Here is a 25,628-nt window from a genome sequence, read left to right as displayed (position 1 = left end):
TTTTAAGAACCGACAGGATGGCGAAGTGGAATTTCAAAAATTACTGTACTGCCTGCCTCATTATTGTTTTCGATCCAAATCCTGCCATTATGTTTTTCGATGTATTTTTTACTGATGGCAAATCCTAGCCCAAGCCCTGTTTCGTTCGTGGTTCCAAGAGTTGGCAGAGGTTGTTCGTCCTTTAAAAGTTGGTCGATCATGGCGGGCGACAAGCTAGATCCAGTATCACTGATGCGAATATGGGCTAGTTCTTCGGTGCATTCGCAGCTAACGATAACCTGACTGTTTTTAGGTGAATATTTAATGGCATTGTGCAATAAATGGTGCAGGGCTGTGTCAATCAGGTTTCTGTCAATTTCAATCTGAATTTGGCATAATTCGGTATGGCTGATTATGCTCACACCCTTCTTCTTAGCTGCTTTTTGCACCTGGTGGATACTTTCGGCCAACACCTGGTTGAGCATATGCGGATGAGGTTCGAAAATAATTCTGCCATATTCAGTACCCGACCAGTTTAAAAGGGTAATCAGCAAATTATAGATCGATTCGATTGAATTTCCCAAACTTGCCAGGAGGTTCTTCTTCTTTTCATCGTTATAATGGTCGTAGCGATAAATGAGTAAATCGGCATAACCTTTTGCATTGTTAATCGGATCTTTTAAATCGTGTGCAATAATCGAAAAAAGCTTGTCTTTCGTTTGATTTGCTTTTGTCAGCGCTTCTTTTTGCTCGGCAAGCTGTTTGGCCTGGTCTAACAGTTGTTGCTGTTTCGATTTCAAATCATCGTTGGTAGTCTTTATTTCGTGGGCTTGTTCGGTAAGTTGGTAGTTTTTCTCCGACAATTCGCTCGTGCGTTCCAAAACTTTTTTCTCCAGTATTTTATTTAATTCGAGAATGCGTATCGTGCGAAGTCTTACTATGAAAAATATTGCACTTAGAACCAGTGCAATTAAAACAACACGAAACCAGGTTCGAATCCAGAAGGGTGGTACTATTTGTATAATAAGGCTTTTAGGTTGCTCAGACCAGGCTCCATCGAAATTAGATGCCCTTACACTAAATACATATTTGCCTGGTGCAAGATTGGTATAGGTGGCCGTTCTCTGGTTGCCGTTTGTCGATACCCACCCGGTATCAAAACCTGCCAGTTTGTATTGGTATCTGTTGTCATCGGGGTGAACAAAGTGTAATCCGGCGAATTCAATACTAATCACTTTTTCGCTGTGCTTCAGAATAATTTTGCTTGTTTGGTTTAAATTGGTTGGTAGTACAATACGGTTGTTTAAGACCTCACCAATTTCGATTGGTTTGTTGAATATTTTAAGCTTTGTAAATACGATTCGTGGTAAGGTGGAGTCGCTAATAATTTCAGCAGGCTGAAACACATTGAATCCGTTGACTCCTCCGAATAATAATTCATTGTTGTTGCCAGTGCATGAAGCACCCCAGTAGAATTGATCGGATTGGAGACCATCGTTTTCGTAAAAATTATTGATTTGTCCTGTTTGGAGGTTTATGCGCGAGAGACCCCGGTTGGTTCCCAGCCAGGCATTCACTTCAGCATCGTATTCGATGGTGTAAATCACACTGTTTGCAAGGCCTTCGTTTCTGCCATAGATTTCAACGTTTATTTTATCAGGCAATTCCGGATTGAAACTTACTCGGTTCAGTCCTGCCCCGTAAGTACCAGCCAGTATTTCGTTTGGGTTGTTTTGGGCATGATAGGCCATTGAAATAATGCGGTTATCGCCTATAGTATTTTTCATTCCTGATTGGCGTGTATACCTTGAAATAGTATATTCCGCATTGAAACTATTTTCTTTCGCGTTCCCGGGAGTTAAGCGGTTCAAACCTCCCCAGGTGCCAACCCATACATTGTTGTATGCATCGACAATTATGCAATTCGACTGAACCCCATATGGCGTAATGGACTTATTATCTTGTGGGTTATGAACAAATTTTCGAACTTCATTCAACTCAGGATTGTAAAGTATGAGTCCGGTTTCGGTTCCTATCCAAATGTTACCAAAACTATCTTCGGTAAGCTGATGGATGATTCTATCCAGGTCACCTTGCCCATTATCTAACAGTTGGTCGTCGAATTTTTTCAGCAACGAACCCTGAAGATTGTAAATGGAAATTCCCTGGCCCCAGGTTGCAACCCAGATTTCTCCATTGCTACGCTCCATAAAACAATTGCTAAAACCAACGACACCTTCGGATTTATCTCCTGCCGGACCTTTAATTTGTTTGATTTGCTGTGTATTGCGATTAATTACATCAATAGTTCCTGATACCCCTCCAACCCAGATTTTGTTTTGGTTGTCGACCAGAAGGGAACGTATCAGGTTGTCCGAAATAGATTGGGAATTACCAGGAATCTGCTGATAGAGCGTAAATTGTTTCGAATTGATGTTGAGTTTGTTCAATCCTGCACTACCGGTACCCGCCCAAAGCGATCCGGTTTTATCGAGGTAGAGAGAGATTACCACATCTTGCGAGAGGGTTTTTTCTTTGAGCGGAACATGGCAGAAGTTCAATAAACTGCCTGTATTTTTATGATAAAGGTATATTCCGGAATAGGTTCCTAACCAAAGATATTCGGAGTTTTGTTCAATGATTTCAATAATCTCTATCGATTTCCCCCTGTCGTTTTCAATAGGAATTATCTCGAATTGATTAGTCTTTGTATTAAACTTCACAAGCCCTTTTTCGCAAGAGGTCCAGAGCAGGCCATTCTCATCGCTTATCATCGACCCTGTGAAATCGGCATTGATGAGTTCACCCGGAAGATCGAAAATTTTAAACGAATTGTTTTTCGAATCATATCCACACAAATGCTTGTCGGTGCGTATCCAAAGATTTTCGAAAGGATCGTAGCTAAGAGCAAAGATGGTATTTGAGGGAAGAGAACCAATACTGCCTGGCTCGTGTCTGAATACTATCAATTTGCTAGTTACCATATCGTATCGATACAAACCATGATTGTAGGTGCCAATCCATAATTTTTTGTCGGGTGTTTCGAGCAAGGCATAAATTCTGGATTGAAACAGAAATGAATCAGGCGCCTCTTTCGGTTGAATTGTACTGAAGGTATTGGAGGAAGTATTGTATTTTGCAACTCCTCTGGTATTGGTGCCAATCCACAAACCACCATCGGAGGATGCCACCAGCGAATAAATAAAATTGTCGGGTAATGAATTGGGGTTGTCTATGTCGTTGTAGTAATTTACAAATTCATAGCCATCAAAACGGTTAAGGCCATCTTCGGTGGCTATCCATAAAAAACCTGTTGCATCCTGGCTTATCGACCGGATAATCTGTTGCGAAAGCCCCTGGTTAATGGTGTAATGGTAAAAAATAGGTTTGGGTGGTTGAAAATCAGATTGGGCAAAAGTGATTTGTTCATTCTGAAATAAGAAACAGAAAATGAACATCCAGAAAACAAAAATCGATTGTCGCACTTTAGTTTGCATATCATGTATAATCGGCAATAAACATCATTTCCAGACATTATTATCCTAAATATAAACTTTTTATTCAGAATTTCGATAGAATTGTAAACAGCTTTCGAGGTTCACCAGAATGGGTTTACTGGATTATATAACCAATACCCGCCATAAACATAAGCGAGGTATATTGTTCATAGAGGGCATTCTCGCTAATTGGCATATGTAAATACACTGTAAATGAAAAACTTATATCGTTGAGATAATAATATGCAGGAAGCATGAAATCGAGGGTTGTAAAAGTATAATCAGGAGTAAACAGCGATTCGTTTTGTGTATATATATAATTTTTTATAATATCAAAACCCTCTATGCCAATACGTTCTATTAATATCTCGGCTCTTCTCGGATAATTTTGCCTGATCCAGCTGGTAAAATCCTCATAGCCCCAATTGTCGTAAAGCACCTTATTATAATAGTTGTTATCGCTGTAATTGATCCCCATGCCAAGCTGAAGATTAAGCATGGCTTTGGGGTGTAAAAACTTTTCGAAGGTAATTTCCGCAGCATTGTACCACGAGCCATAAAACATGTTGTTCTGGCCCCATAAATAGCTCAATGTTAATGCAGAGGAGTAATAGTTTGTGTTGTAAAAAAGGTCGGTTTGAGCAATGTCGTTAAAAATAGATTTGAGCGCATAGGAGTTTTTACTATGAATTAAGTGGGTGTAGCTCGGATAAATACTTATTCGCTCCGTAAGCTGAAGGTTGTATCCTAATCCCAGGTTATGTTCTTCAGCTGGTTTGGAGTAGTTTGAGTCTGCATTGTCGGTAAGAAAATAGGAATAATTCAAATCGAAATTGTATTTCGATAAATAACTACCTGAGAAAAGAAAGCTGGGTTGCTTTACTTCATTCACCGTTACCCCAAAGGTATTGGTATTCGATGCGTAATCGAAGCCAAGGTAACCAATGCTTTTATTATCAAGTTCAGTTTGCTGCGCAAGGACTTGAAATAAGCACATTGTTGCCAGAATTAATGCATAGCAGTACTTCATTTACAAACTTTATATTTTATACCAAGCGAATATAATACCTAAATCATTACTAATTTAGTCGCCACTTCAATTATCGAATTCTGTTCATGAAACATTTCGCAGTTATTATCAGCTTTTTAAGTATTTTGTGCATCACTACCCAGAACCAACTTCTGGGTCAGGTAAGTCATGGAGGTCACCCGTTCTACAAACCGATTGCCGATACCTTGTTTGTTCCGGTTCTTGAGATTTCTGTGCAAGCCCTTCCTATTTCCGAAAAGAAAAAGGCACTTGAAGTCGATTTTAAGACCGACCAATTTGCTGCAACCGTGGATGTATCGGTGAATACAGAGGATTTCGGTGTGTGGATTGATTTTGCAGAACAGAATAAAAGAGTTTGGTTATTGAAGATAAAGGCCGAAAATGCACGCTCCTATAACTTTCTATTCAGTCAGTACGAGTTAATACCCGGGTGCAGACTTTTTATTTACAATGCATCGCAATCGAAAATACTGGGCGCGTTTACACACCTGAACAATAAACCATGGAAGAGCCTCTCTACCACGCTTATCGAAGCTTCTGAAGTTTACCTCGAATTGCAGGTTCCTCTCTATGCAAACAAATTTGGCTTGTTTGAACTAGGCAGAATAGGAGTTGAACCACAAACTGACATTGTGCCCAAGAGTACTTCCGATCAGTGGTTTGGCCGGTCGGCCGATTGTCACCTTAATGTTAATTGCGAAACTGGGTTTGCTATTCAATTGCAGAAAAGAGCGGTTTGCCGCATTATTTACCAGGGATCGCGCCGCTGCACAGGCACCTTGCTGAATAATCTCGACCGCGACGAAACACCCTATGTGCTTACTGCTGCCCATTGCTTCAGTAGTGAATATACAGCCAACAATGCGGTATTCGATTTCAATTACGAAAGTCCTACCTGCGAAAACGAAGATGTGCCCTTGCAATCGGTTTCTGGTGCAAGTATTGTAAGTGCAGGTTTTTATGGTGTATTTCCCGATAGCCTCGATTTTTTGTTACTGCGCTTAAGTGAAAAGCTTCCGCCTGATTACAAGGTTTATTATTCGGGTTGGGATGCAAGGGGTGTGGCTTCAACCGGCAATTTTGTCCTGCATCATCCACAGGGTGACATTAAGAAGGTTTCAATAGACGAGGATGCCATCGTCACATCAACTTTTACCGGGTTTAACCCGGCCGCACACTGGCTGGTGAATGATTACGAAAAAGGAAGTTCGGAAAATGGGAGTTCAGGTGCAGGCCTTATTTCGTCCGAACTTTTACTGATTGGAACCTTAACGGGCGGAGGCGAAACCTGTTCAGATCCGATTACGGATTATTACCAGAAATTCTCCAGGGCATATAACGATTACGCCCCGGCCCATGCGCAGCTAAAGGCCTGGCTCGACCCAAAGAATTTGAATGTGTTAACCTGTGTTGGATACGATCCATCGTCGAAATTTAGAGAAACAGCAGAAATAATTACGAATATTTTGCCGCACGATTCAACTGAGCTGGTGCTTCAGGAACTGGGCTGGGGTTATGTTTCCGGACATAATTATTTGCTAGACTCAATTTTTGCAGAACGTTTTGCAATTAATGGCAGTAAATACCTTTACGGGGCAAATATTCAGCTTGCTAAGGTGTATTCTTCGGATACAACTCAGAAAGTAATGTTTACTCTGTGGCAAGACAATTTAAACCCTGGCAGTATCTTGTATGAAAAAGCAATTCTTATTGCTGATCTGGAGGCTTTAGATACCCTATTCCTCGATTTTGATTCCACTATTTTAGTGAAGAACACCTTTTATTTTGGTTACCGTATAGCTTATGAGGCAGACACTTTTGCGGTAAAAGTAGTACCTGCCCTCAACGAAAATAATTCTGCATTTACATATTTCGATGGTAATTGGCAAATGCTTCAACGCGATGGTCAAGCTTATCCGGCCAAACTAGCCATTGAAATGTTGGCATTCGATTTTTTACCTGTGAAAGGTGTATTGCCTGATACCTCCTTTACGAGTCCCATTCTCTTGTACCCCAATCCATCCTCACAGCAATTACAAATTCTTTTTAAAACCGAAGTAAGCGGTAAAGTGAGCGTGAGAATTCATGACATCGGTGGCAGACCAGTTTACCACCAGGATTGGTATAATCCGGAACCCAATATACCTGTCGAACACAATCTGCCGGCAGGAGTGTATGTATTGTCTGTAATACAAGACAATAAGCAGCTGGCTGTGCAGAAATTATTAGTTCAATAAAAATGTAACAACATATTTTTTACTTTTTCGTAACTTATCGCATAAATCGACAAGCTTTTGCAATGAATAAGATATTTTTACCCCTTCTATTTTTGATTTTTTACTCTATCCATAGTTTTGCCCAGACAAATTCTCTCGAAGTCGTCTGTTTTGTTGAAAGCGCCACAGGCAGTCCGATCGATGCGGCAAGGGCCGAATTGTTTGAGAATGGAACCAAAGTAAAAACAGCCACTTCCGATGCTAAAGGTATAATCAGTTTTAACCTCGATTTCGGCAAGGACTATAAAATTGTGGTGACCAAACAGGGAATGATTCAGAAGCGAATCGATTTTAAAACAGAGGTATCGCCGGAGTTTCAAAGAAACCTTCGCAAGGAATTTGCCATGTCGCTGGTTGAAAATTGTGATGGAGCCGATGTATCGGTTTTTTCTGAGCCGGTCGATTTTATTCAATACGATGCCGGTTTTGGGAATTTTGTTTCCGACAAGGCCTATGCCGATAAAATGCAATCGCGCTTTGCATCGGCTTATCAGGGTATAGAAAAGTGTAAGCAAGATAAATTTCAGGAAGAAAAACTTGCTGCCGACAAAGCGTTTAACGAGGGTAATTTCGAAGAATCCATTAAACTCTACCAGGAAGCCTTAAAAGTTTATCCGAACGATGCGGGTGTGAAGCGCCAGATAGCTCAGGCACAGAAAAATATCACCACCCAGCAATCGACAAGTGCACGGTACGATCAGCTTATTAAAGAAGGCGATCAGTTTTTGGCACAAAATAATCCTGTTGCAGCCAAACAGCGTTATGTCGAGGCTCAAAAAATTAACCCTGCCGCAGGCTATCCTCAGCAGAAAATCAACGAAATTAACAATCAGGCCGCTCAACAGCAGGCTGAGCTTCAGAAGCAGCAAGCTACAAATGAAGCCTACAACGATTTTATGAAGCAGGGCAATGCTGCGTTGGCGGCGAAGAATTACCCGCTTGCACAGCAAATGTTTGAGAAGGCCTCTGCTGCCAAACCGGGTGACCTGCTGGCCAGTCAGAAAGTTGCCGAATCGCAGCAGGCACTTAAAAAGCAGCAGCAAGATCTGGCAGAGCAGGAGCGTATTAATAAGGCCTATGACGATGCTCTAGCCAACGCCAATGCCTCGATGGCACAAACCGATTACCTTAAAGCCCAGGAGCATTATAAGGCCGCGATGGCCTTAAAGCCAAACGAAACCTTACCACGTCAAAAACTTGCCGAAGCCCAGAAACTCGAAGTTCAGAAACAACAAAAAATTCAGGCAGATCAGAAAGCTGAAATTGAGCGTAAATACAACGAAGCTATTGCCAGCGGCAATGCATTGTTCGCTCAATCGAAATACAACGAAGCAAGCGCAGCTTATGAGCAGGCGCTTTCCTTCAAACCTGCCGATCCCTATGCCCAGCAGCAGATTGGCAAAATAAAAAACCTGATTGTTGAGGCACAACAGGCACAAAAAGCTGCTGTCGAGAAGCAATACACCCAGGATATGGCTTTGGGCGAGTCGAAGAAATTGCAGAAAGATTATCCCGGAGCCATTACAGCATTTCAGCAAGCCTTGCTTTCGAAGCCAAACGATACTCAGGCCTTAAGTAAGCTGGCTGAAAGTGAAAAGCTTTTAGCGGAACAAAAGAAACGTGAAAAAGAAGACCAGGAAGTACGTGCCCGCTATAATCAACTTGTACAAGAAGGTGACGGAATGTTTCAAGCTAAAAATTACGAAAGCAGCAAAGTAAAATACCAGGAGGCATCGCAGCTCTATCCTGCAGAGACTTACCCACGCAACCAGCTTGCAACCATTGAGAATCTTCTCGCCGGACTTTCCAAAGAGGCAGAGTATATTAAAATAGTCACAGAAGGCGATCAGCTTTTCGGCCAGCAAAACTGGGAAGGAGCCAGATCGAAATACTCCCAGGCACAAACGGTGATGCCAGAGAAAACTTATCCAGCTCAAAAACTAAACGAAATAAATCAGAAAATCAACGAGCAGGCTAAGCTTTCCCAGCAGGCGAAATACAGCGAACTGGCGCAACAAGCCGAGCAACAGGTTGATCAAAAAAACTACGAACAGGCAAAAACACTTTATAACCAAGCCATGCTGGTTATGCCAGAAAATCCTTATCCGCAAAAGCGCATCAACGAGATCAATCAAATGATTTCGAATGAATCGAAAAATGCAATAGAAACCCGTTACAACGAGTTGGTAGCCCAAGCTGAGAAAGAAACCACCAATAAAAATTATGATCTGGCCAAAAACCTTTTTGGACAAGCCCAGCAAGTAATGCCAGAAAAAACATACCCTCAGCAAAGGATTAACGAAATCAATAAAATGATTTCAGATGCTTCGCGCGAGCAATTAGTCGAGAACTACAATAAATTGGTAGCAGAGGCAGACCAGCAATTTGCCAGTCAGAACTACGAAATGGCTGTGCAAAACTACAACAGGGCATTGGCTTTAATGCCGGAGCAAACCTATCCGCAGCAAAAGCTGAACGAGATTAGTGCATTGCAAACCGAACGTTCGCGCCAGAAAACAGAGCAGCAGGAAATCGAAAACCAATACAACATGACTATCAGCCTGGCCGACAGGTATTTTAACGAAAAATCGTATTCTTTTGCTACTACCGAATACAACAAAGCACGACAAATAAAACCTTCAGAAGTATATCCTGCGCAGCAAATAGAAAAAATAAATCAGCTTGTTGCAGAGCAGCAGTTGGCAGATGCCCGCATGCGCGAGGCAGAAACAAAGTACAAAGAAAGCATGTCAAAAGCCGACTCCTACTTTAAAGCACGCGATTATGCCAACGCTAAAATTGGTTACCAGGATGCACTCAATTACAAACCAGGTGATGCTATAGCCCTTTCGCAAATACAAAGAATCGACCAGATTGCCAATCAGGAAGCAGAGGAAGGCAATAAACAAAAATCCAAGCAAGAACAGTACAATGCCCTGATAGGTAGCGGTGACAAATTTTATTCGGCCGGAGAACTGAGCAAAGCCAGACAAAGCTATTACAGTGCTTTAGAACTTATTCCCGGACAGGAATATCCCCGCAATCAAATACGTAAAATTGATGAAGCTGTGCGTGCATCCATGGCAAAGTCGGAGGGAAGCAAAACAAATGTGGCACCAGTAGCGGTGGCTCCAGTTGCTAGTGCGAATGCACAATCAAATTCTTCTACCTCTTCTTCAGGCGATAAAGCTCAAACTAAATTCAGTAGCGACAGCGAACGCGATAAGTACCTCGAGCAACTCAAACAAAAGTATAGCGAAGGCGTAACAAAAGAAACCTATTCCGATAACACCAGCAGCACTACCCGATATGTTATTATTCGATCAGGCGAAGTGAAAGAGTTTGTCGAGGTGCGCTTTAAATGGGGAGGGGCAGAGTATACCTTCAATGGAAAAGCCATTAACGACATGTATTTTAACTCGCAGGTTAAACCACGTGAAGGAGAGAGTTTTACAGAAATTAAAAAATAGGCCTTTTGGGGTTTATGGTTTTTCTTCTTTTCGGATCGATTGAGTTCTGTAACTTTTTTTACTGCTTATTCGTCCTAACTAATTAAATAATTGAATATGCATTATTATACCAGAAAGATAGATAAAGCTTGTATTAATATTAATGTTCAAGCATTTGTTCCTTTTTGCTAACAGACTCTTTTTACTTCCCTAGTGGAAACAGCGCGGGGTCAGCCCCTTTAGGGGAAAGAGGGGTAAGCGTGGGCATAATATTAAATAAGCTTGTAACTGGCATAATAGAGGCTAATCAATTTAAATAATATTCGCATGAATAATGTTCGCAAAATTACAGGAATAGTGCTGGTAGCACTGATTCTTATTTTTACCAGTGTAGCTATACTCGGAATTTGGGAAATTATTGACCTGCAGGAAGTGCTTTCGAAAGTGTTATCTTCAATGCTGATTGTTTTTGTAGCTGCCGCTGTGATTTTATTTATTACCACGGTGCTTATTAAGGAAGACCTGAAAACGAAAGAGCAGTAGCTTCAAATAACTACCTTTCCGATTCTTCGAGAATATCTTCCAATTGTTGTACCGTGATGTTTTTCGCTCTTATTTTCTTTTCGCTATCGAGCAGGTACAGGCATGGCGTATAACGAAGATTGTAGCTATTGGCAATAAGGTGAATTTGATTTTCGTCCATCAGGTTAACCCAATTTGTTAATCCATTTTTTTGAATATAGTTTTTGCAGCTTTCGTTGTTGGTTCCCATGCAAACAGAAACCACAGTGAGGGAGTCATTTTTATTCAACCACGAGAGTTTCTTCATCTGAGGAGTTGTTTGCTGGCAAAGTTCACAATCAGTCTGGTAAAAGTAGAGTAGCAGGTATTTTGATTGGATTGAGTCGGTGTCTATAACTTTTCCATTTTCGTCCGAAAGTTTCAGTGTGGGAGCAGGCTGACCAATTAGCAGAGGTTTTCTGCTGTTGTGTTCTTTTGTGAGTAAAAGCACATCGTTGTTGGTTGCAGAAGGATGTGTCTTCTGCAAAAAATATTGTTCAATCAAATAGAGGTAAACAGATTCGTAGGGTTCGGTATTCTTTAATAGGCTATATTTTTTTAGCAGATATTGGGAAAGAAAGGCATAGGTATTTTCAGACCTACTGGCAGATTCAATCATTCTGTTTACAGTTTGTGTCAATATTTCTATTTGTTGTGGCAAAACTTTATCGAGGTATTCATTTACCATGGAGGTGTAGGCGGGAGTATGCAGCAAACGGTAATCGGCAAGGTCAAGTCGATCCAGAAAATGTTTGGTATAATATTCTCTTTGCATGACCCACAATAGCGAATCTTTATCGCCTTTGTAATCATGCAAATCAAAATCAGGGATTTCCACTACGAGTTTTGTTTTAAAAAAGGCGCGCAGAAACTCACTGGAGCCCTCTTTAGCCATTTCTTTTAATAAGACATCGATCCAATCATAAATCCTATCGCGCTCTTCCAGCAAGTTTTGTTGTTCCCTGCTTTTCAAATCAACTTGTTTTAGTAGTATTCTTATTGAATCGAGTCTTATTGACAATACGACCATCTGTGTATTATACTGATGGTATTCCATCACCGGAGATGGACTAGTGATTAATTGAATTCCTTGTTCTTTGGAGTTTTTAAAATGAATTTTTTCTTCAAAAGTTTGGTCAAATAAAAATTCAATACTCGACGAGTCGGGATAGATCAGGTAATATATACCGGAAACAAGGCTATCGGTAATAAATACTACCCGGCCACTCTCGTCGGCGCTAAGGTTTTTATAATGGATAAGGTCATCGGCAAAAGTTCCGGCCAGACTAACTTGTTTAAATTGCAAGCTAGAGTCCGTCAACACTATGGTGCCAGCATTGTTTTTACCGATGGCGGCAAACAAAAATATCAGTATAAAAACAAATCGAAAAAACCTTTTCATGGCCAAACAGGTATAAGATGCTAAAATACTTTTTTATTCCTCAATAATAATAGTCAGTATCAAACGTTAATTGAAAAACACATAATACTCTATGCTTTCTGTATTGATTCCGGTATACAATTACGATGTCCGTAGGTTAACTAAAAGCCTGCAACAGCAGCTGTTAAAAGCTGGGGTGTCTTATGAGATTATTTTGGTTGACGATGCCTCGGAATTGAGTTTTAAAGAAATTAACCGCGAGCTGGCCCTATTAAATGGAGTTTTCTATTCCGAAGAAGAAAGTAATTTGGGGCGCTCGAAAATACGAAACAAACTAGCCCGATTGGCGAAATTTGATTATTTGCTTTTTATCGATTGCGATTCGCAGATACCTGGCACCAACTATATTCATTTTTACCTCGAGCAGATACCTTACCATAAAATGGTTCATGGAGGAACAGAATATCAACCCAGATTATCACCGTCAGAGAATTTTATATTGCATTGGAAATATGGGCATAAAAGAGAACAATGCCCTGCAAAGTATCGGAACATCGAACCCAACAAATCTTTCCATTCCAACAACTTCCTCATTAACAAGGAACTATTTCTCAGCATTGGCTTTAATGAAGATATTACAGGATATGGGCATGAAGATACTCTGTTTGGTTACGAGCTTCAGAAACACAATATAAGAATATTGCACATCGACAACCCGGTTGTACACGAGGGTCTCGAATCGAACGAAATATTTCTTATGAAAACCAGAGAAGGTATAAAGAACCTGATTCGCATTCTTAGTATGAATGGCAGCGAAAAGAAGCTCATAAAAGATGTTGCCATTTTGTCTTTTTACAGCACCATTGACCGTATTGGGTTATCTGGACTGATTGAGTATGTCTATAACCGCTATGAGCATAAACTTAGGAAAAATCTTCTTGGTAGTAATCCCAACTTGCTGGTGCTCGATTTCTATAAGCTTGGTTACCTGTGTTCTATAAGGGCACACCACCATAAGTAGGTCAAAGGGTTTAAGTTCAGCATACAATAATTCCATTTTTAATTGCACAGATTCCTGCCTGCGAATTGCAATTCGAGACCGTTTTCTCATCGGAACTATTATCTTTGTAGCCATTTTTCGCCTTAAATTTGCAATAGATTAGTTTTCATGAACTTAACCGAAAAAATTCAGCAATCCGTTTCACTTGCCCTGGCTCAAATTTATGATGCACAAGTCAGCAATCAGCTTATTCAGATTCAAAAAACACGAAAAGAGTTCACTGGCGATTTAACTCTGGTTGTGTTTCCTTTATTAAAACTCTCCAAAAAATCACCGGAAGAAACTTGCCGGCAAATAGGCGAATACCTTCAGCAACATTCAGGATTAATAAGCGGATTTAATACAGTTAAAGGATTTTTAAACCTGGTTGTAAACGATTCGTTTTACCTAAGCTATCTCGATAGCATAAAAAACAATCCTGAGTTTGGAATTGCACAGCCCACAGACACTTCCGAAACGGTGATGGTGGAGTATTCATCACCCAATACAAATAAGCCACTTCATTTGGGTCATGTCCGGAATAACCTCTTAGGTAATTCTGTATGTCGCATTCTGGCTGCCAGCGGAAAGAAAGTCATAAGCACCAACATCGTGAACGACCGGGGTATTCATATTTGTAAATCCATGCTTGCCTGGCAAAAGTGGGGTAATGGCGAGCAACCATCGGCCAGTATTAAGGGCGATAAGCTGGTTGGAAATTATTATGTAAAATTTGATCAAGAGTATAAAAAGCAGATAAAAGACCTTGTAGGTGCCGGTATGTCGGAAGAAGAAGCCGCTAAAGAAGCACCACTGATGAAGGAGGCGCAGGAAATGCTACGAGCATGGGAAGCCCGTAAACCCGATGTGCTAGAACTTTGGTCGACCATGAACGGATGGGTTTATGATGGTTTCGACGTGACCTATAAACGCTTGGGAATCAGTTTCGATAAAATCTATTACGAGTCAGACACCTACCTGGTAGGTCGCGATACAGTGCTCGAAGGCTTGAAAAAAGGTGTTTTGGTGCAGGAGGCCGATAACTCGGTTTGGGCTGACTTAACTGACGATGGTCTGGATAAAAAAGTCTTGCTTCGGAGCGATGGTACTTCGGTATACATGACCCAGGATATTGGCACCGCACAATTGCGCCAAAACGACTATAAGCCCGACAAAATGGTGTATGTGGTGGGCAACGAGCAAAACTACCATTTTAAAGTGTTAGCACTCATACTCGATAAACTCGGATTTAATTGGGCTCGCGGTCTGTTTCATCTTTCTTATGGCATGGTGGAATTGCCCGAAGGAAAAATGAAATCGCGCGAAGGTACTGTAGTCGACGCCGACGATCTGATGGATGAGATGATTGAAACCGCCACCGAAATGTCCAGAGAGCTTGGCAAACTCGATGGTCTGTCTGAGGTTGATAAAAATGAAGTATGCCGTATTGTGGGCTTAGGGGCACTAAAATATTATATTCTCAAGGTCGATCCCACCAAGAACATGACCTTTAATCCAAAAGAATCGATTGACTTTAATGGGCACACAGGGCCTTTTATTCAATATACCTATGCCCGTATTCAATCGGTATTGCGCAAAGCAGAGGCCGATGGATTATTTCCCTTTTCACCAATAAACACCGGCATAGTGCTCAGCGACAAGGAAAAAACGGTAATCAAATCTTTGCACGATTTTCCTGTAATCCTCTCTGAAGCTGCCTACAGCTATAGTCCGGCAATCATTGCCAATTATGTGTACGAGCTTGTAAAAGAGTATAACCAGTTTTATCACGATCACCCCATATTAAAAGAAACTTCGGAAGAAATCAGAAACCTGCGCCTGGTTCTTTCCAATATGGTGGCCCATACCGTGCACAATGCAATGGAATTACTAGGTATCGAGGTGCCGGAGCGTATGTAGTGAAACCAGCCATGAGAAATATTGTTATTTTTGCATCGAAAAGAAAAAAGATATGTTTGATAGTTTATCGGAAAAATTAGAACGTTCGTTTAAAATACTAAAAGGTCAGGGTCGTATTACTGAGATTAATGTGGCTGAAACTCTGAAAGAAGTTCGCAAGGCTCTGCTTGATGCCGATGTGAACTTTAAAGTAGCCAAAAACTTTACCGACACCGTAAAAGAAAAGGCGTTGGGAGCTAAGATATTAACAGCCGTGAAACCGGGCCAAATGATGGTGAAGGTGGTACACGACGAGTTAGCTGTGCTCATGGGTGGTAGTCATGTCGATGTGAATATCAAAGGAAACCCGGCAGTAATATTGCTCTCCGGTTTACAAGGTTCGGGAAAAACAACCTTTGCAGGAAAGCTCTCGAAATATTTAAAGGAAAAGAGAGGAAAGTCGCCATTGTTGGTCGCTTGCGATGTGTATCGTCCTGCTGCGATTAATCAGCTGCAGGTTCTTGGGCAACAGATTGGTGTGCCGGTCTATACAGAACTTGGTAACCAGAATCCTGTCGAAATTGCTAAAGCTGGTATCAAAGAGGCTAAAAAGATGGGTCTCGATCTGGTGGTAATTGATACCGCTGGTCGTTTGGCTATCGATGAGGCTATGATGAAAGAAATTGCAGCCATTAAAAAAGCAGTTACACCCAACGAAATATTGTTTGTGGTCGACTCCATGACCGGCCAGGATGCAGTGAATACAGCCAAGGAGTTTAACGATACCCTCGATTTCGATGGAGTAGTATTAACCAAGCTCGATGGCGATACCCGCGGTGGTGCTGCCTTGTCGATACGCACGGTGGTGGAGAAACCCATTAAGTTTATCAGTACAGGCGAAAAGATGGAGGCCATTGAACTCTTCCATCCCGAACGAATGGCCGACCGCATACTCGGCATGGGCGATATTGTATCGTTGGTAGAAAGGGCACAGGAACAATTTGATGCAGACGAAGCCCGCAAGCTTCAGAAGAAAATAGCCAAGAACCAGTTTAACTTCAATGATTTTATAGCCCAGATTCAGCAGATTAAAAAAATGGGTAACATGAAAGAACTGGCTTCTATGATACCAGGGGTTGGCAAAGCACTCAAAAACCTCGACATAGACGACGATGCATTCAAGGGCATTGAAGCCATTATTTCTTCCATGACCCCATTAGAAAGAGAAGAACCTGCAGTTATGAATGGTGGACGGCGCAAACGTATTGCCGAAGGCAGCGGAACCTCAATACAGGATGTGAACCGCTTGTTAAAGCAATTTGACGAAACCCGTAAACTCATGAAAATGATGCAGGGAAATAAAAATATGGGACGTATGATGGGTGCCATGGGTAAAATGGGCCGATAGTATTTTCTGAATACACACGAATACATATTTTATGCAAATAATTGACGGTAAAAAGGTTGCTCAGGAAATAAAAGAAGAAATTGCACAATCGGTAGAAAACCTGAGGGCCACAGGCGGGAAAACACCTCATTTGGCAGCCATCCTGGTGGGGCACGATGGAGGTAGTGAAACTTATGTGGCACATAAGGTAAAAGCCTGCGAACAGGTTGGTTTTCGGTCTACCCTGGTTCGTTTCGAAGACACAGTTAGTGAAAAGGAATTGCTTGATAAGGTGAATGAATTGAATGAAACTCCAGATATCGATGGTTTTATCGTTCAGCTGCCTCTTCCCAAACACATCTCAGAACAAAAGGTCATCGAAGCAATTGATCCTTCGAAAGATGTCGATGGCTTTCATCCTGTGAATGTTGGCAAAATGTCGATCGGCTTACCTTCATTCGTTTCAGCTACACCGGCAGGAATTATGGAGTTATTAAAACGCTACCAGATTGCTACCTCCGGAAAACATTGCGTGGTGATTGGCAGAAGCAACATTGTGGGGCGCCCGGTAAGTATATTGTTGTCGCAAAAGGCCGAATTGGGCGATGCGACTGTGACAGTAGTGCACAGTCGCACAAATAACATTAAAGAAATATGCCTTCAGGCTGATATTATAATAGCAGCCTTGGGCAGTCCGGGTTTTTTAACCGCTGAAATGGTGAAAGAAGGTGCTGTGGTGATTGATGTAGGCACTACCCGTGTGGCTGCACCCGAAACAAAAAGTGGTTGGAAACTGAAAGGCGACGTTGATTTTGATACAGTGGCTCCACGATGTAGTTACATTACTCCAGTGCCGGGTGGGGTAGGCCCCATGACCATTGTGTCTCTATTGCTTAACACACTAAAAGCTGCTCGCAACAAGATAGCAAATAATTAAAGGACAAACATTTAGGCAATCATTATAAAATAGTATTTTTCTTCTAAATAATTATTAACCATTAGAACCATTTATGGATCAGGTATTTTGCTCAAACATCATTCGCTTTGTTGAAAACACCTACTTGCTCCAATCATTAGTTTGATTAATTTAGTTTTCGTTATATAGTGCACATGCAAGAAAGTCAGGAACATTATTTCGAAGAAGATAGCATCTACCAGGCTATAAGCCGATACGAAGACATGGTGCGCGCCAATGCCACTACGTATTTTGATGTGTATGAGTTTGAAGTAATTGTCGATTATTACCTCGATCAGAATCATTTTAGCATGGCCGAAGATGCATTGGGAATTGCGCTAAGTCAGCATCCCGAGGCAGTTGAATTGAAGTTTCGTTTGTCGCAGTTGCTCATTAACAGTGGAAAACCTGCCAAGGGCATCAGAATTATAAGGGATATTGAGCATCTCGAAGCCAACAACCCGGAATTTTTTATAGTGAAAGGTACAGCACTCAATCTTTTAGGTAAAAAGCAGGAAGCTGATCAGGCCTTCAAAGAAGCAATTACCCTTTCCAGCGATTCGCGCGATGAGGTGCTGCATAATATTTCTCTTTCTTACATTCACAACCGGCATTACAAACAAGCGATACGGTATTTGTTGTTGGCTTATGAAATCAATCCGGCTAACCTCGATGTGCTTCAAGAGCTGGCTTTGGTTTATGAACGAATCGATGAATTGCATAAGTGCGTATTGTATTATAAGAAATACCTCGACATCGATCCGTTTAACGATACCATCTGGTTAAACCTTGGTCTAATTTATTCCAGTTTAGAGAATCACGAAAAGGCGCTCGAAGCTTTTGATTATTCAATCTGCGTAAGTCCTTCGAATCTGGCAGCACTTTTATCCAGGGCCAACTTATGCATCAACACTGGCGATTACAGTGAGGCTATCCAATCTTACCTCGAAATTCTTGAACTCGATCCTGTCAATGTGCAAGCCCTAACCTACATAGGAGAATGTTACGAGAAACAAGAGTTTTACAAGCGCTCAGTCTATTACTTTAAAAAAGCCATCAGTCTCGACGAGCAATTTTCCGATGCCTGGTATGGCCTGGGAGTAGCCACATACCAACAGGATCAAATTTTAGAGAGTGTTCCCTACTTCAACCGGGCATTGCAAATTGACCCTGAAAACTCTGATTATTGGTTTATGATGGGCGAGGTGTATCGTAAACTCCAGGAACTAGAAAAATCTGCCGAGGCCTTTAACAGAGCTGTGGAACTCGATCCGAACGACTACGAAGCCTGGATTTGCAGGGCTGAACTTAGTTACAAGGATAACAATGACTTAAAAGGAGCCATTAGCATTTTAAACAAAGCTATTCTTTATAATCGCGATAATTCGACCATTAATTATCAGTTGGCTACCTATTATTTTCAAAACAATCAATCGAAATTAGGCTTTTCTTTCTTCGAAAAAGGCCTTGAGATTAACTTTTCAGAACATACAGAATTTCTGGACAACATTGCAGGTAAATATGCTTCAAAGCTTGCTTCAGAACTGATTATCAAGTACAAAAATTAATTTTATGACAAATATTTCTTTGCCTTATATGCCCCAAAGGCCTGCAAAGCCGCGGAGCGAAGGTTTGACTATGATGATGGATAAGGGCTTGAGTTTAAGGCAGGCAGAAGACTTTATCGAATCGTCGGGCGAGTTTACCGATTATGTTAAGCTGGGGTTTGGCACTTCGGTCATTACAACAAAATTAGCAGAGAAGGTTAGTCTTTACCAGAAGGCTGGTTTACAAGTATATTTTGGAGGTACTTTGTTCGAGGCCTTCATTATCCGTGGAATGTTCGACGAATACCGAAAATACATCGATAAATTCAATGTAAAGATGGTGGAAGTTTCCGATGGTTCGATGCACATCGATCACGATAAGAAACTTGAGTATATTCAAAAACTGGCAACCTCCTATACCGTGGTCTCCGAAGTAGGTTCGAAAGTAAAAGGAGTGAACATTGAGCCAGCCGATTGGGTAAGTATGATGAAGAGTGAATTACAGGCAGGCTCTGTAAAAGTGATAGCCGAATCGCGCGAGAGTGGTACTATTGGCATATACAATGCCGACGGGTCGGTAAACGAATCTCTTATTAATGCTATCACTACCGGTCTTAAGAGTAGCGATATAATCTGGGAAGCACCTAACGGGAAACAACAAATCTGGTTTATTAAAATATTTGGGCCCAATGTAAATCTCGGAAACATCGCACCGGAAATAGTTGTTCCGCTGGAATGTTTGCGGGTGGGACTTCGAGGCGACACCTTTTTTGATTCCCTTCCGAAAGAGCTGCATCAATTTATGCAGCTTTAATAAAAGTAAAAAATCATAATCGTTTTCGGTTGGTTCTAAATCAGGCAACCTGGTGGTTTATACCTTGTTTTCAGCTTTTACATTGATAGATATCAATTATTTATTGTTTATTGAATCCTGCAAAGGAAGTTGTATTTTTGGACGACTTTAATTTCAATTATTATGTTTAAACATTATCTTTCTTTAGTTTTAAAAGGAACCGGAATGGGTGCTGCCAATGTAATACCCGGAGTTTCAGGTGGTACTGTGGCGCTTATTACAGGCATTTTCGAGGAACTTATAGATTCCTTAAAATCTCTCGACCTGGCGGCAGTAAAGCTACTTTTTACAGGAAAGTTTAAGGCTTTTGCCAACCATATCAACCTTGCTTTTCTGGCAGCTGTTTTTTTTGGTGTGTCAATCAGTATACTTAGTTTAGCACGGATTTTTGAATACCTTTTTACTTTTTACCCAGTATATATTTGGGCTTATTTCTTTGGACTGATATTGGCCTCGATCTATTTTGTTGGAAGAACAATCAGTCATTGGAACCTTAAAGTAATAATTGCCTTTCTTTTAGGGGCAGGCATAGCACTAAGTATATCCTTTTTAAACCCTGCAACCGAAAACGACAATTTTATTTATTTGATTGTTTGTGGCGCAGTGGCAGTTTGCAGTATGATTCTCCCCGGAATTTCAGGTTCTTTTGTGCTGATATTGATGGGAAACTACCAGCTGATTGTCATTGAATCGATTAATAATATGCGTTTAGATATTTTGTTTCCGGTTGCAATTGGGGCTGTTTTTGGACTTATTGCATTCTCTCACTTGTTGTCCTGGGTTTTTAAAAAATACCGCGATGCCACCATTAGTTCCCTTACGGGCTTCATTTTTGGTTCATTGGCAATCATCTGGCCCTGGAAAAATTCCTACGACAGTGCTTCTGCTTTGATGCCTGTAAACAAGGTAGGGGCATTTATCGACCATGCAGGAAACGTAGTTCTGGATACAAAAGTATATAGTTATCAATTATCGTCTCCCGGCGAGATTAATGCTACTTTTTTGGTAGCCCTTCTGTTAATAATAGCAGGTATCATTACCATTTGGTTCATGGAAAAGTTTGCCGGTAACACAGAAGCTAATAAGTAATCATATCTTCGTTTAAAAAAGCGCTACTCCAGTTTCGATACATCGAACTTACTAATTAATCGTAGCAAGTTAAGTAACTGATATGAAAGAATATGGACTAATAGGTTACCCGTTGGGTCATTCTTTTTCGCAGAAATATTTTACGGATAAATTCTCGAAAGAAGGAATACACGATTGTGTCTATCGGATTTTTCCTATCGAGTCCATTGATATTTTACCTGAGCTGATTCATTCACATCCTGATTTGCAAGGCTTTAATGTTACTATACCTTACAAAGAGCAAGTAATAAAGTTTCTTGATTCGATCGATTCCGAAGCAAAAGAAATTGGTGCAGTAAATACAGTTTTAATAAAACGCGAAGAGGGTAAAATATTTCTGAAGGGATTTAATACCGATGCATATGGTTTCAGATTGCCTCTGGAAAGATGTATAAAACCAGAGCACTCACATGCCCTGATTTTGGGAACCGGGGGAGCATCCAAAGCTGTGGCCTGGGTGTTAAAACAAATGAGTATAGAGTTTTCATTTGTGTCGCGTAATCCGCAATCTGCCTCCGATTTTTGCTATGGTAGTATTCCTGCCGATATTGTAAAAAGTCACAAACTTATTATAAATACCTCACCTGTAGGGATGCATCCGCACGAGAAAGAAGCACCTGACCTCCCATATTGTTCCATCACAGCAGAACATATATTGTATGATTTAATTTACAATCCCGAACAAACCAGGTTTTTGAAAAAAGGGAAAGAAAAAAAGGCAACCCTGATAAACGGATTGCCTATGCTTTACCTACAAGCTGAGAAAGCCTGGGAGATCTGGAACCAAAAACCTATTTAGTAAACCTTGTGTGCCATTTCATTAAGTTTCGAGCTAAGATTAATACCTTTTGCTGATGCCGTAGAAGGTTTTATTTCAAATTTGAGTTTATCTCCTACGATTAAAAAGTTTATTGCTGCACCTTCGTTAATGGCGCCACTTTTTTCGGAAATTAACAGAGTGCTTTTGCTGCCTAATGTGGTCACAATTTCCGGTAACGATTTTGCTTTGGCAAAAGGAACAAAAAGTATATGGCAATTGGCAATTTCAGCAGGGGTATTAAACTTTTTCACCATAATAGCCTGTGCACCTACAGTTTTGTTGAGCGTATAGGCTTCAAGTTCGGTAAGGGCAGGTGAGGCACCCATCACACCGATTACAAAAGGTCCTGTTTTATAGCTTGCAGGCCATTCGATAAGCCTGGAAAAATTATAAATAAACATTGCCTGTGCGCGCGGTATCTCACTTTGCGAATTCATCGATGTAAGCAAAAACCACACCGAAATAATACTGATAATCTTTTTCATAATCCCCATTTTGCTCTTTAGAACGGTTAAGATAAATAAATGTTTCTTTTTTTTTACGAAAACATATAAACAATAGCTTGATGCTTATTGGATTAGGTAGGGATAAAGGATCTGTTCAAGAAAAAGGCCTTTTGCCGGAACTGAAGGGCCTGCTAAATTTCTGTCTTTTTTCTCTATGAGAGTTTTAAACTCGTGAATACTTCTTTTGCCGTTGCCAACTTCAATAAGTGTGCCAACTACAGATCGCACCATGTTACGTAAAAATCGATTCGCAGTTATAGTAAATACATAAAACTCAGAATCAATACTCCATTCAGCCACCTTTACATGGCAAAGGTTCGTTTTTACCTGGGTATGTAGTTTGCTAAAACTAGTAAAGTCAGAATAATGAAGAAGTAGGGCGGCAGCCTGATTCATTGCCGCTAAATCGAGCTTTCGGTAATATTGCCAGCAGGTCTCAGCTGCAAATAGTTCCTTATGCGGTGAGAGGTAGAATTTATAGGTTCTTTCGGTTGCATCGAAGCGGGCATGGGCATCGGCGTGCACCCAGTAAATGTTGTAGATTACAATATCTGCCGGGATATATCCATTTAGTTTATAGATCAATTCTTTGTTATGTGCCAAGGCTTGCTTTTCGCTGTCGAAATGAGCATAAAAATTACGTGCGTGCACCCCTGTGTCGGTGCGCCCGGCACCTGTCAAATTCACTTCGTGCCCAAGTATAAGACTAAATGCCTTATTCAGCACTTCTTGCACACTTATAGAATTGGGTTGAAATTGCCAACCATGATAATGGGTTCCTTTATATCCCAGATGCACAAAATACCTGCTCATTCTTTCGAAAATTGACAATCATCGAGGCGTTGAAGTTACTATTAAAACACTTAACATTTTTTAACTGTCAAAAACTATTTGAAAAACAACACCTTGGCACAATTGGTGTTTAAAGTTGTGTTAACGATAAACTAAAATTATTACTTTCGGATTCAAATTTCAAAAAAATAAACAGCAGTATGATTCAGGACAGTGTGAATATCAAAGAAATTAACGAAAAAATTCAGCAGGAGAGCTCCTTTGTCGATCTGATTAACATTGAAATGCGCAAGGTTATTGTTGGGCAGCAACACCTTGTTGACGGATTACTAATTGGTCTGTTATCCGATGGCCACATATTACTGGAAGGAGTACCCGGTTTGGCCAAAACACTTGCGATTAACACTTTGGCTGGTATCATAGATGCCCGTTACAACCGAATTCAGTTTACACCTGACTTATTGCCCGCCGACCTTATTGGTACCATGATTTACAGTCAGAAGAAAGAAGAATTTGTAGTGAAACAAGGACCTGTATTCACAAATTTCGTGCTGGCCGATGAAATTAACCGTTCGCCAGCCAAAGTACAAAGTGCCTTGCTTGAGGCCATGCAGGAAAAGCAGGTTACTATCGGAAGTGAGTCGTTTAAACTTCCCGACCCCTTTCTGGTAATGGCCACACAAAACCCGATTGAACAGGAAGGAACCTATCCTTTGCCTGAGGCCCAAACCGATAGGTTTATGCTCAAGCTTGTTATCGATTATCCGAAAAAGAAGAGGAATTGTTGATTGTGCGTGAGAACCTGTCGAAAAAATTTCCATCCGCAAACTCCATTCTTAAAACTTCTGATATCGAAAAAGCCCGCAATGTGGTAAAGGAAGTATACATGGACGAAAAAATTGAAAATTACATTCTTGATATAGTTTTTGCCACACGTTATCCGGCAAAATACAAATTGGCAAAGTTCGAAAACCTCATTCAATATGGCGGATCGCCCCGTGCAAGTATCAACCTTGCCAAGGCTGCTAAGGCATATGCATTTATTAAAAGAAGAGGATATGTGATACCCGAGGATGTACGGGCTGTATGTTACGATGTGCTTCGCCATAGAATTGGTCTTACATACGAAGCCGAAGCAGAAAATATCAATTCGGTAGATATTATTACTGGTATACTCGACACTGTTGAGGTACCATAAAACCTCGAGTTATGAAAATTATGCTTATTTTCCTGTGGGTTTATTTGGCTGCTGATACGGGCAGTAAGTCGTTGTTCTCTGAACAGTTTATTGGACAATCGAAAACCAATATCTCAGAGTCAGTTTCTGCAAATTTTAAATCGCTGAAACTAAATACAGGCTTTATTAACAATACCTACAATTACCTTAAATACGAGGATAAAATAAGCGAGATTACAGTGTTGTTTTTTCTAAATGAACAGGATGTGTGCAGTTTGGTGCGAATCATGGCAGATTACAGTAATCTTAACGATTTTAAAGCAGAATTAAATACCCACTACAGCAAGCAAACTGCAAATAGCTGGAAGTATGTGCAAAACGAAAAGGAGTATATCGTAACCATGGAGGAGGGCGACTGGTATTTTACAGTCACTATTAAATAAAAGAATTAAGTGCTAATATGGATACCGCAGAATTACTCAAACGGGTTAGAAGAATTGAAATTAAAACCCGCGGTTTGTCTCAACAAATTTTTGCAGGAGAGTACCACAGTGCCTTTAAAGGAAAAGGAATGGCCTTTAGCGAAGTGCGTGAGTACCAATACGGCGACGATATACGAACCATTGACTGGAACGTCACCGCACGTTTTAATCATCCATATGTAAAAATTTTCGAAGAAGAACGCGAGCTTACAGTGATGTTGCTTATTGATGTAAGTGCTTCCGGTATTTTTGGTTCAGGTACCATGTTAAAAAGGCAACTTATTACAGAATTGGCCGCTGTAATTGCCTTTTCGGCAATACAAAACAACGATAAAATCGGGGTACTTTTTTTTAGCGATAGGATAGAGAAATTTATTCCACCAAAAAAGGGACGACAGCACATATTACGCATTATTCGCGAGCTGATTGACTATGAACCACAAAGAAGCGGCACCAATATATCTCAAGCCCTTCGCTATTTTACCAACGTAATTAAGAAGCGTTCCACGGCATTTCTGATATCCGATTTTATTGACAATAATTATGAAGATGCTGTGAAGATAAGTGCTAAAAAACACGACTTGATTGCCTTGAATGTGTTTGATATCCGCGAGTCGGAAATTCCTCGTGTGGGTTTAGTTCAACTGAAAGATGCCGAAACAGGGCAGATGCTTTGGGTGGATACTTCTGACAAGCATATCCGCGAATTATATAAAAAGCAATTCGTGACTAGGCAGTCCGATGCAAATGACATTTTTAAACGATACGGCGTCGATAGCGCCAATCTAATTACAGGAAAGGATTACATTAAACCCCTCATGAACCTTTTTAAAAGCAGGATTTAATCTT

The 25,628-nt window shown here is 40.7% G+C and carries 18 protein-coding genes and 1 pseudogene; 14 read left to right on the top strand and 5 right to left on the bottom strand.

The genetic code is table 11. From position 1 onward, the window contains the following. Positions 1-2 precede the first annotated feature (2 nt). Together IPM71_01245 and IPM71_01240 are read right to left on the bottom strand one after the other, a co-directional pair. Entirely contained in the window at positions 3-3,476 is a 3,474-nt protein-coding gene (locus IPM71_01245) for a hypothetical protein (GenBank protein QQS51376.1), read from the bottom strand. A gap of 115 nt (positions 3,477-3,591) precedes the next feature. Beyond that, positions 3,592-4,473 (bottom strand): hypothetical protein, encoded by an 882-nt coding sequence (locus tag IPM71_01240; GenBank protein ID QQS51375.1) that lies wholly within the window; start codon positions 4,471-4,473, stop codon positions 3,592-3,594. 119 nt (positions 4,474-4,592) lie between these two features. Here IPM71_01240 and IPM71_01235 point away from each other — a divergent pair, with 119 nt between their 5' ends. The 3 genes from IPM71_01235 (at position 4,593) to IPM71_01225 (ending at position 10,795) form a co-directional block, all read left to right on the top strand. Next, positions 4,593-6,764: a T9SS type A sorting domain-containing protein gene (locus tag IPM71_01235; GenBank protein QQS51374.1), complete on the top strand. Its 2,172-nt coding sequence runs from the start codon at positions 4,593-4,595 to the stop codon at positions 6,762-6,764. Positions 6,765-6,826: 62 nt separating this feature from the next. Next, on the top strand, positions 6,827-10,273 hold the full coding sequence (locus IPM71_01230; GenBank protein ID QQS51373.1) for a tetratricopeptide repeat protein: 3,447 nt from the start codon (positions 6,827-6,829) through the stop codon (positions 10,271-10,273). Between the two features lie 306 nt (positions 10,274-10,579). Continuing rightward, a complete protein-coding gene (locus tag IPM71_01225; GenBank protein ID QQS51372.1) occupies positions 10,580-10,795 on the top strand; it encodes a hypothetical protein in 216 nt (71 codons plus the stop codon). A 10-nt stretch (positions 10,796-10,805) separates the two neighbouring features. Here IPM71_01225 and IPM71_01220 read toward each other — a convergent pair whose 3' ends face one another. Continuing rightward, complete coding sequence (locus IPM71_01220) at positions 10,806-12,215, bottom strand: redoxin domain-containing protein (GenBank protein QQS51371.1); 1,410 nt, start codon at positions 12,213-12,215, stop codon at positions 10,806-10,808. Positions 12,216-12,306: 91 nt separating this feature from the next. On the opposite strand from IPM71_01220, the gene IPM71_01215 reads away from it, so the two are divergent. The 8 genes from IPM71_01215 (at position 12,307) to IPM71_01180 (ending at position 21,801) form a co-directional block, all read left to right on the top strand. Then, the gene (locus IPM71_01215; protein ID QQS51370.1) at positions 12,307-13,215 is read left to right on the top strand and encodes a glycosyltransferase family 2 protein; all 909 of its coding nucleotides are present in this window, start codon (positions 12,307-12,309) and stop codon (positions 13,213-13,215) included. 147 nt (positions 13,216-13,362) lie between these two features. Beyond that, complete coding sequence (locus tag IPM71_01210; GenBank protein QQS51369.1) at positions 13,363-15,153, top strand: arginine--tRNA ligase; 1,791 nt, start codon at positions 13,363-13,365, stop codon at positions 15,151-15,153. Between the two features lie 52 nt (positions 15,154-15,205). Further along, positions 15,206-16,540, top strand: a complete 1,335-nt coding sequence (gene ffh / locus IPM71_01205) for a signal recognition particle protein (GenBank protein ID QQS51368.1) — start codon at positions 15,206-15,208, stop codon at positions 16,538-16,540. A 31-nt stretch (positions 16,541-16,571) separates the two neighbouring features. Beyond that, positions 16,572-17,456, top strand: a complete 885-nt coding sequence (gene folD, locus IPM71_01200; GenBank protein ID QQS51367.1) for a bifunctional methylenetetrahydrofolate dehydrogenase/methenyltetrahydrofolate cyclohydrolase FolD — start codon at positions 16,572-16,574, stop codon at positions 17,454-17,456. 173 nt (positions 17,457-17,629) lie between these two features. Then, positions 17,630-19,042 (top strand): tetratricopeptide repeat protein, encoded by a 1,413-nt coding sequence (locus tag IPM71_01195; protein QQS51366.1) that lies wholly within the window; start codon positions 17,630-17,632, stop codon positions 19,040-19,042. A gap of 4 nt (positions 19,043-19,046) precedes the next feature. Continuing rightward, complete coding sequence (locus IPM71_01190) at positions 19,047-19,835, top strand: phosphosulfolactate synthase (GenBank protein QQS51365.1); 789 nt, start codon at positions 19,047-19,049, stop codon at positions 19,833-19,835. Positions 19,836-19,997: 162 nt separating this feature from the next. Continuing rightward, positions 19,998-20,963, top strand: coding sequence for a DUF368 domain-containing protein (locus IPM71_01185; protein ID QQS51364.1), 966 nt, complete (start codon positions 19,998-20,000; stop codon positions 20,961-20,963). Positions 20,964-21,045: 82 nt separating this feature from the next. Continuing rightward, a complete protein-coding gene (locus tag IPM71_01180) occupies positions 21,046-21,801 on the top strand; it encodes a shikimate dehydrogenase (protein QQS51363.1) in 756 nt (251 codons plus the stop codon). On the opposite strand, the gene IPM71_01175 is transcribed toward IPM71_01180, so the two are convergent. Both IPM71_01175 and truA read right to left on the bottom strand, forming a co-directional pair. Further along, entirely contained in the window at positions 21,798-22,307 is a 510-nt protein-coding gene (locus IPM71_01175; protein QQS51362.1) for a YfiR family protein, read from the bottom strand. The two genes, IPM71_01180 and IPM71_01175, sit on opposite strands and share 4 nt — an antisense overlap. Before the next feature lie 84 nt (positions 22,308-22,391). Further along, entirely contained in the window at positions 22,392-23,141 is a 750-nt protein-coding gene (gene truA, locus IPM71_01170) for a tRNA pseudouridine(38-40) synthase TruA (GenBank protein ID QQS51361.1), read from the bottom strand. 182 nt (positions 23,142-23,323) lie between these two features. Between truA and IPM71_01165 the strand changes: the two are divergent. The 3 genes and pseudogenes from IPM71_01165 (at position 23,324) to IPM71_01155 (ending at position 25,624) form a co-directional block, all read left to right on the top strand. Beyond that, a pseudogene (locus IPM71_01165) lies at positions 23,324-24,318 on the top strand (AAA family ATPase). 11 nt (positions 24,319-24,329) lie between these two features. Continuing rightward, entirely contained in the window at positions 24,330-24,740 is a 411-nt protein-coding gene (locus IPM71_01160; protein QQS51360.1) for a hypothetical protein, read from the top strand. 17 nt (positions 24,741-24,757) lie between these two features. Further along, positions 24,758-25,624 carry a DUF58 domain-containing protein gene (locus tag IPM71_01155; protein ID QQS51359.1) on the top strand — a complete coding sequence of 289 codons (867 nt, stop codon included), beginning with the start codon at positions 24,758-24,760 and terminating at the stop codon, positions 25,622-25,624. Positions 25,625-25,628 lie beyond the last annotated feature (4 nt).

The sequence above is a fragment of the Bacteroidota bacterium genome (genome assembly GCA_016699695.1).
GTDB lineage: Bacteria > Bacteroidota > Bacteroidia > Bacteroidales > UBA10428 > UBA10428.
This window is presented reverse-complemented; position numbering and strand designations above follow the sequence as displayed.

Coding starts and splice junctions, on each gene's coding strand:
- IPM71_01160 (QQS51360.1), top strand. CDS start 24,330: ATGAAAATTATGCTTATTTTCCTGTGGGTTTATTTGGCTGCTGATACG.
- ffh (QQS51368.1), top strand. CDS start 15,206: ATGTTTGATAGTTTATCGGAAAAATTAGAACGTTCGTTTAAAATACTA.
- truA (QQS51361.1), bottom strand. CDS start 23,141: ATGAGCAGGTATTTTGTGCATCTGGGATATAAAGGAACCCATTATCAT.
- IPM71_01220 (QQS51371.1), bottom strand. CDS start 12,215: ATGAAAAGGTTTTTTCGATTTGTTTTTATACTGATATTTTTGTTTGCC.
- IPM71_01215 (QQS51370.1), top strand. CDS start 12,307: ATGCTTTCTGTATTGATTCCGGTATACAATTACGATGTCCGTAGGTTA.
- IPM71_01155 (QQS51359.1), top strand. CDS start 24,758: ATGGATACCGCAGAATTACTCAAACGGGTTAGAAGAATTGAAATTAAA.
- IPM71_01195 (QQS51366.1), top strand. CDS start 17,630: ATGCAAGAAAGTCAGGAACATTATTTCGAAGAAGATAGCATCTACCAG.
- IPM71_01225 (QQS51372.1), top strand. CDS start 10,580: ATGAATAATGTTCGCAAAATTACAGGAATAGTGCTGGTAGCACTGATT.
- IPM71_01240 (QQS51375.1), bottom strand. CDS start 4,473: ATGTGCTTATTTCAAGTCCTTGCGCAGCAAACTGAACTTGATAATAAA.
- IPM71_01245 (QQS51376.1), bottom strand. CDS start 3,476: ATGCAAACTAAAGTGCGACAATCGATTTTTGTTTTCTGGATGTTCATT.
- folD (QQS51367.1), top strand. CDS start 16,572: ATGCAAATAATTGACGGTAAAAAGGTTGCTCAGGAAATAAAAGAAGAA.
- IPM71_01235 (QQS51374.1), top strand. CDS start 4,593: ATGAAACATTTCGCAGTTATTATCAGCTTTTTAAGTATTTTGTGCATC.
- IPM71_01210 (QQS51369.1), top strand. CDS start 13,363: ATGAACTTAACCGAAAAAATTCAGCAATCCGTTTCACTTGCCCTGGCT.
- IPM71_01175 (QQS51362.1), bottom strand. CDS start 22,307: ATGAAAAAGATTATCAGTATTATTTCGGTGTGGTTTTTGCTTACATCG.
- IPM71_01185 (QQS51364.1), top strand. CDS start 19,998: ATGTTTAAACATTATCTTTCTTTAGTTTTAAAAGGAACCGGAATGGGT.
- IPM71_01180 (QQS51363.1), top strand. CDS start 21,046: ATGAAAGAATATGGACTAATAGGTTACCCGTTGGGTCATTCTTTTTCG.
- IPM71_01230 (QQS51373.1), top strand. CDS start 6,827: ATGAATAAGATATTTTTACCCCTTCTATTTTTGATTTTTTACTCTATC.
- IPM71_01190 (QQS51365.1), top strand. CDS start 19,047: ATGACAAATATTTCTTTGCCTTATATGCCCCAAAGGCCTGCAAAGCCG.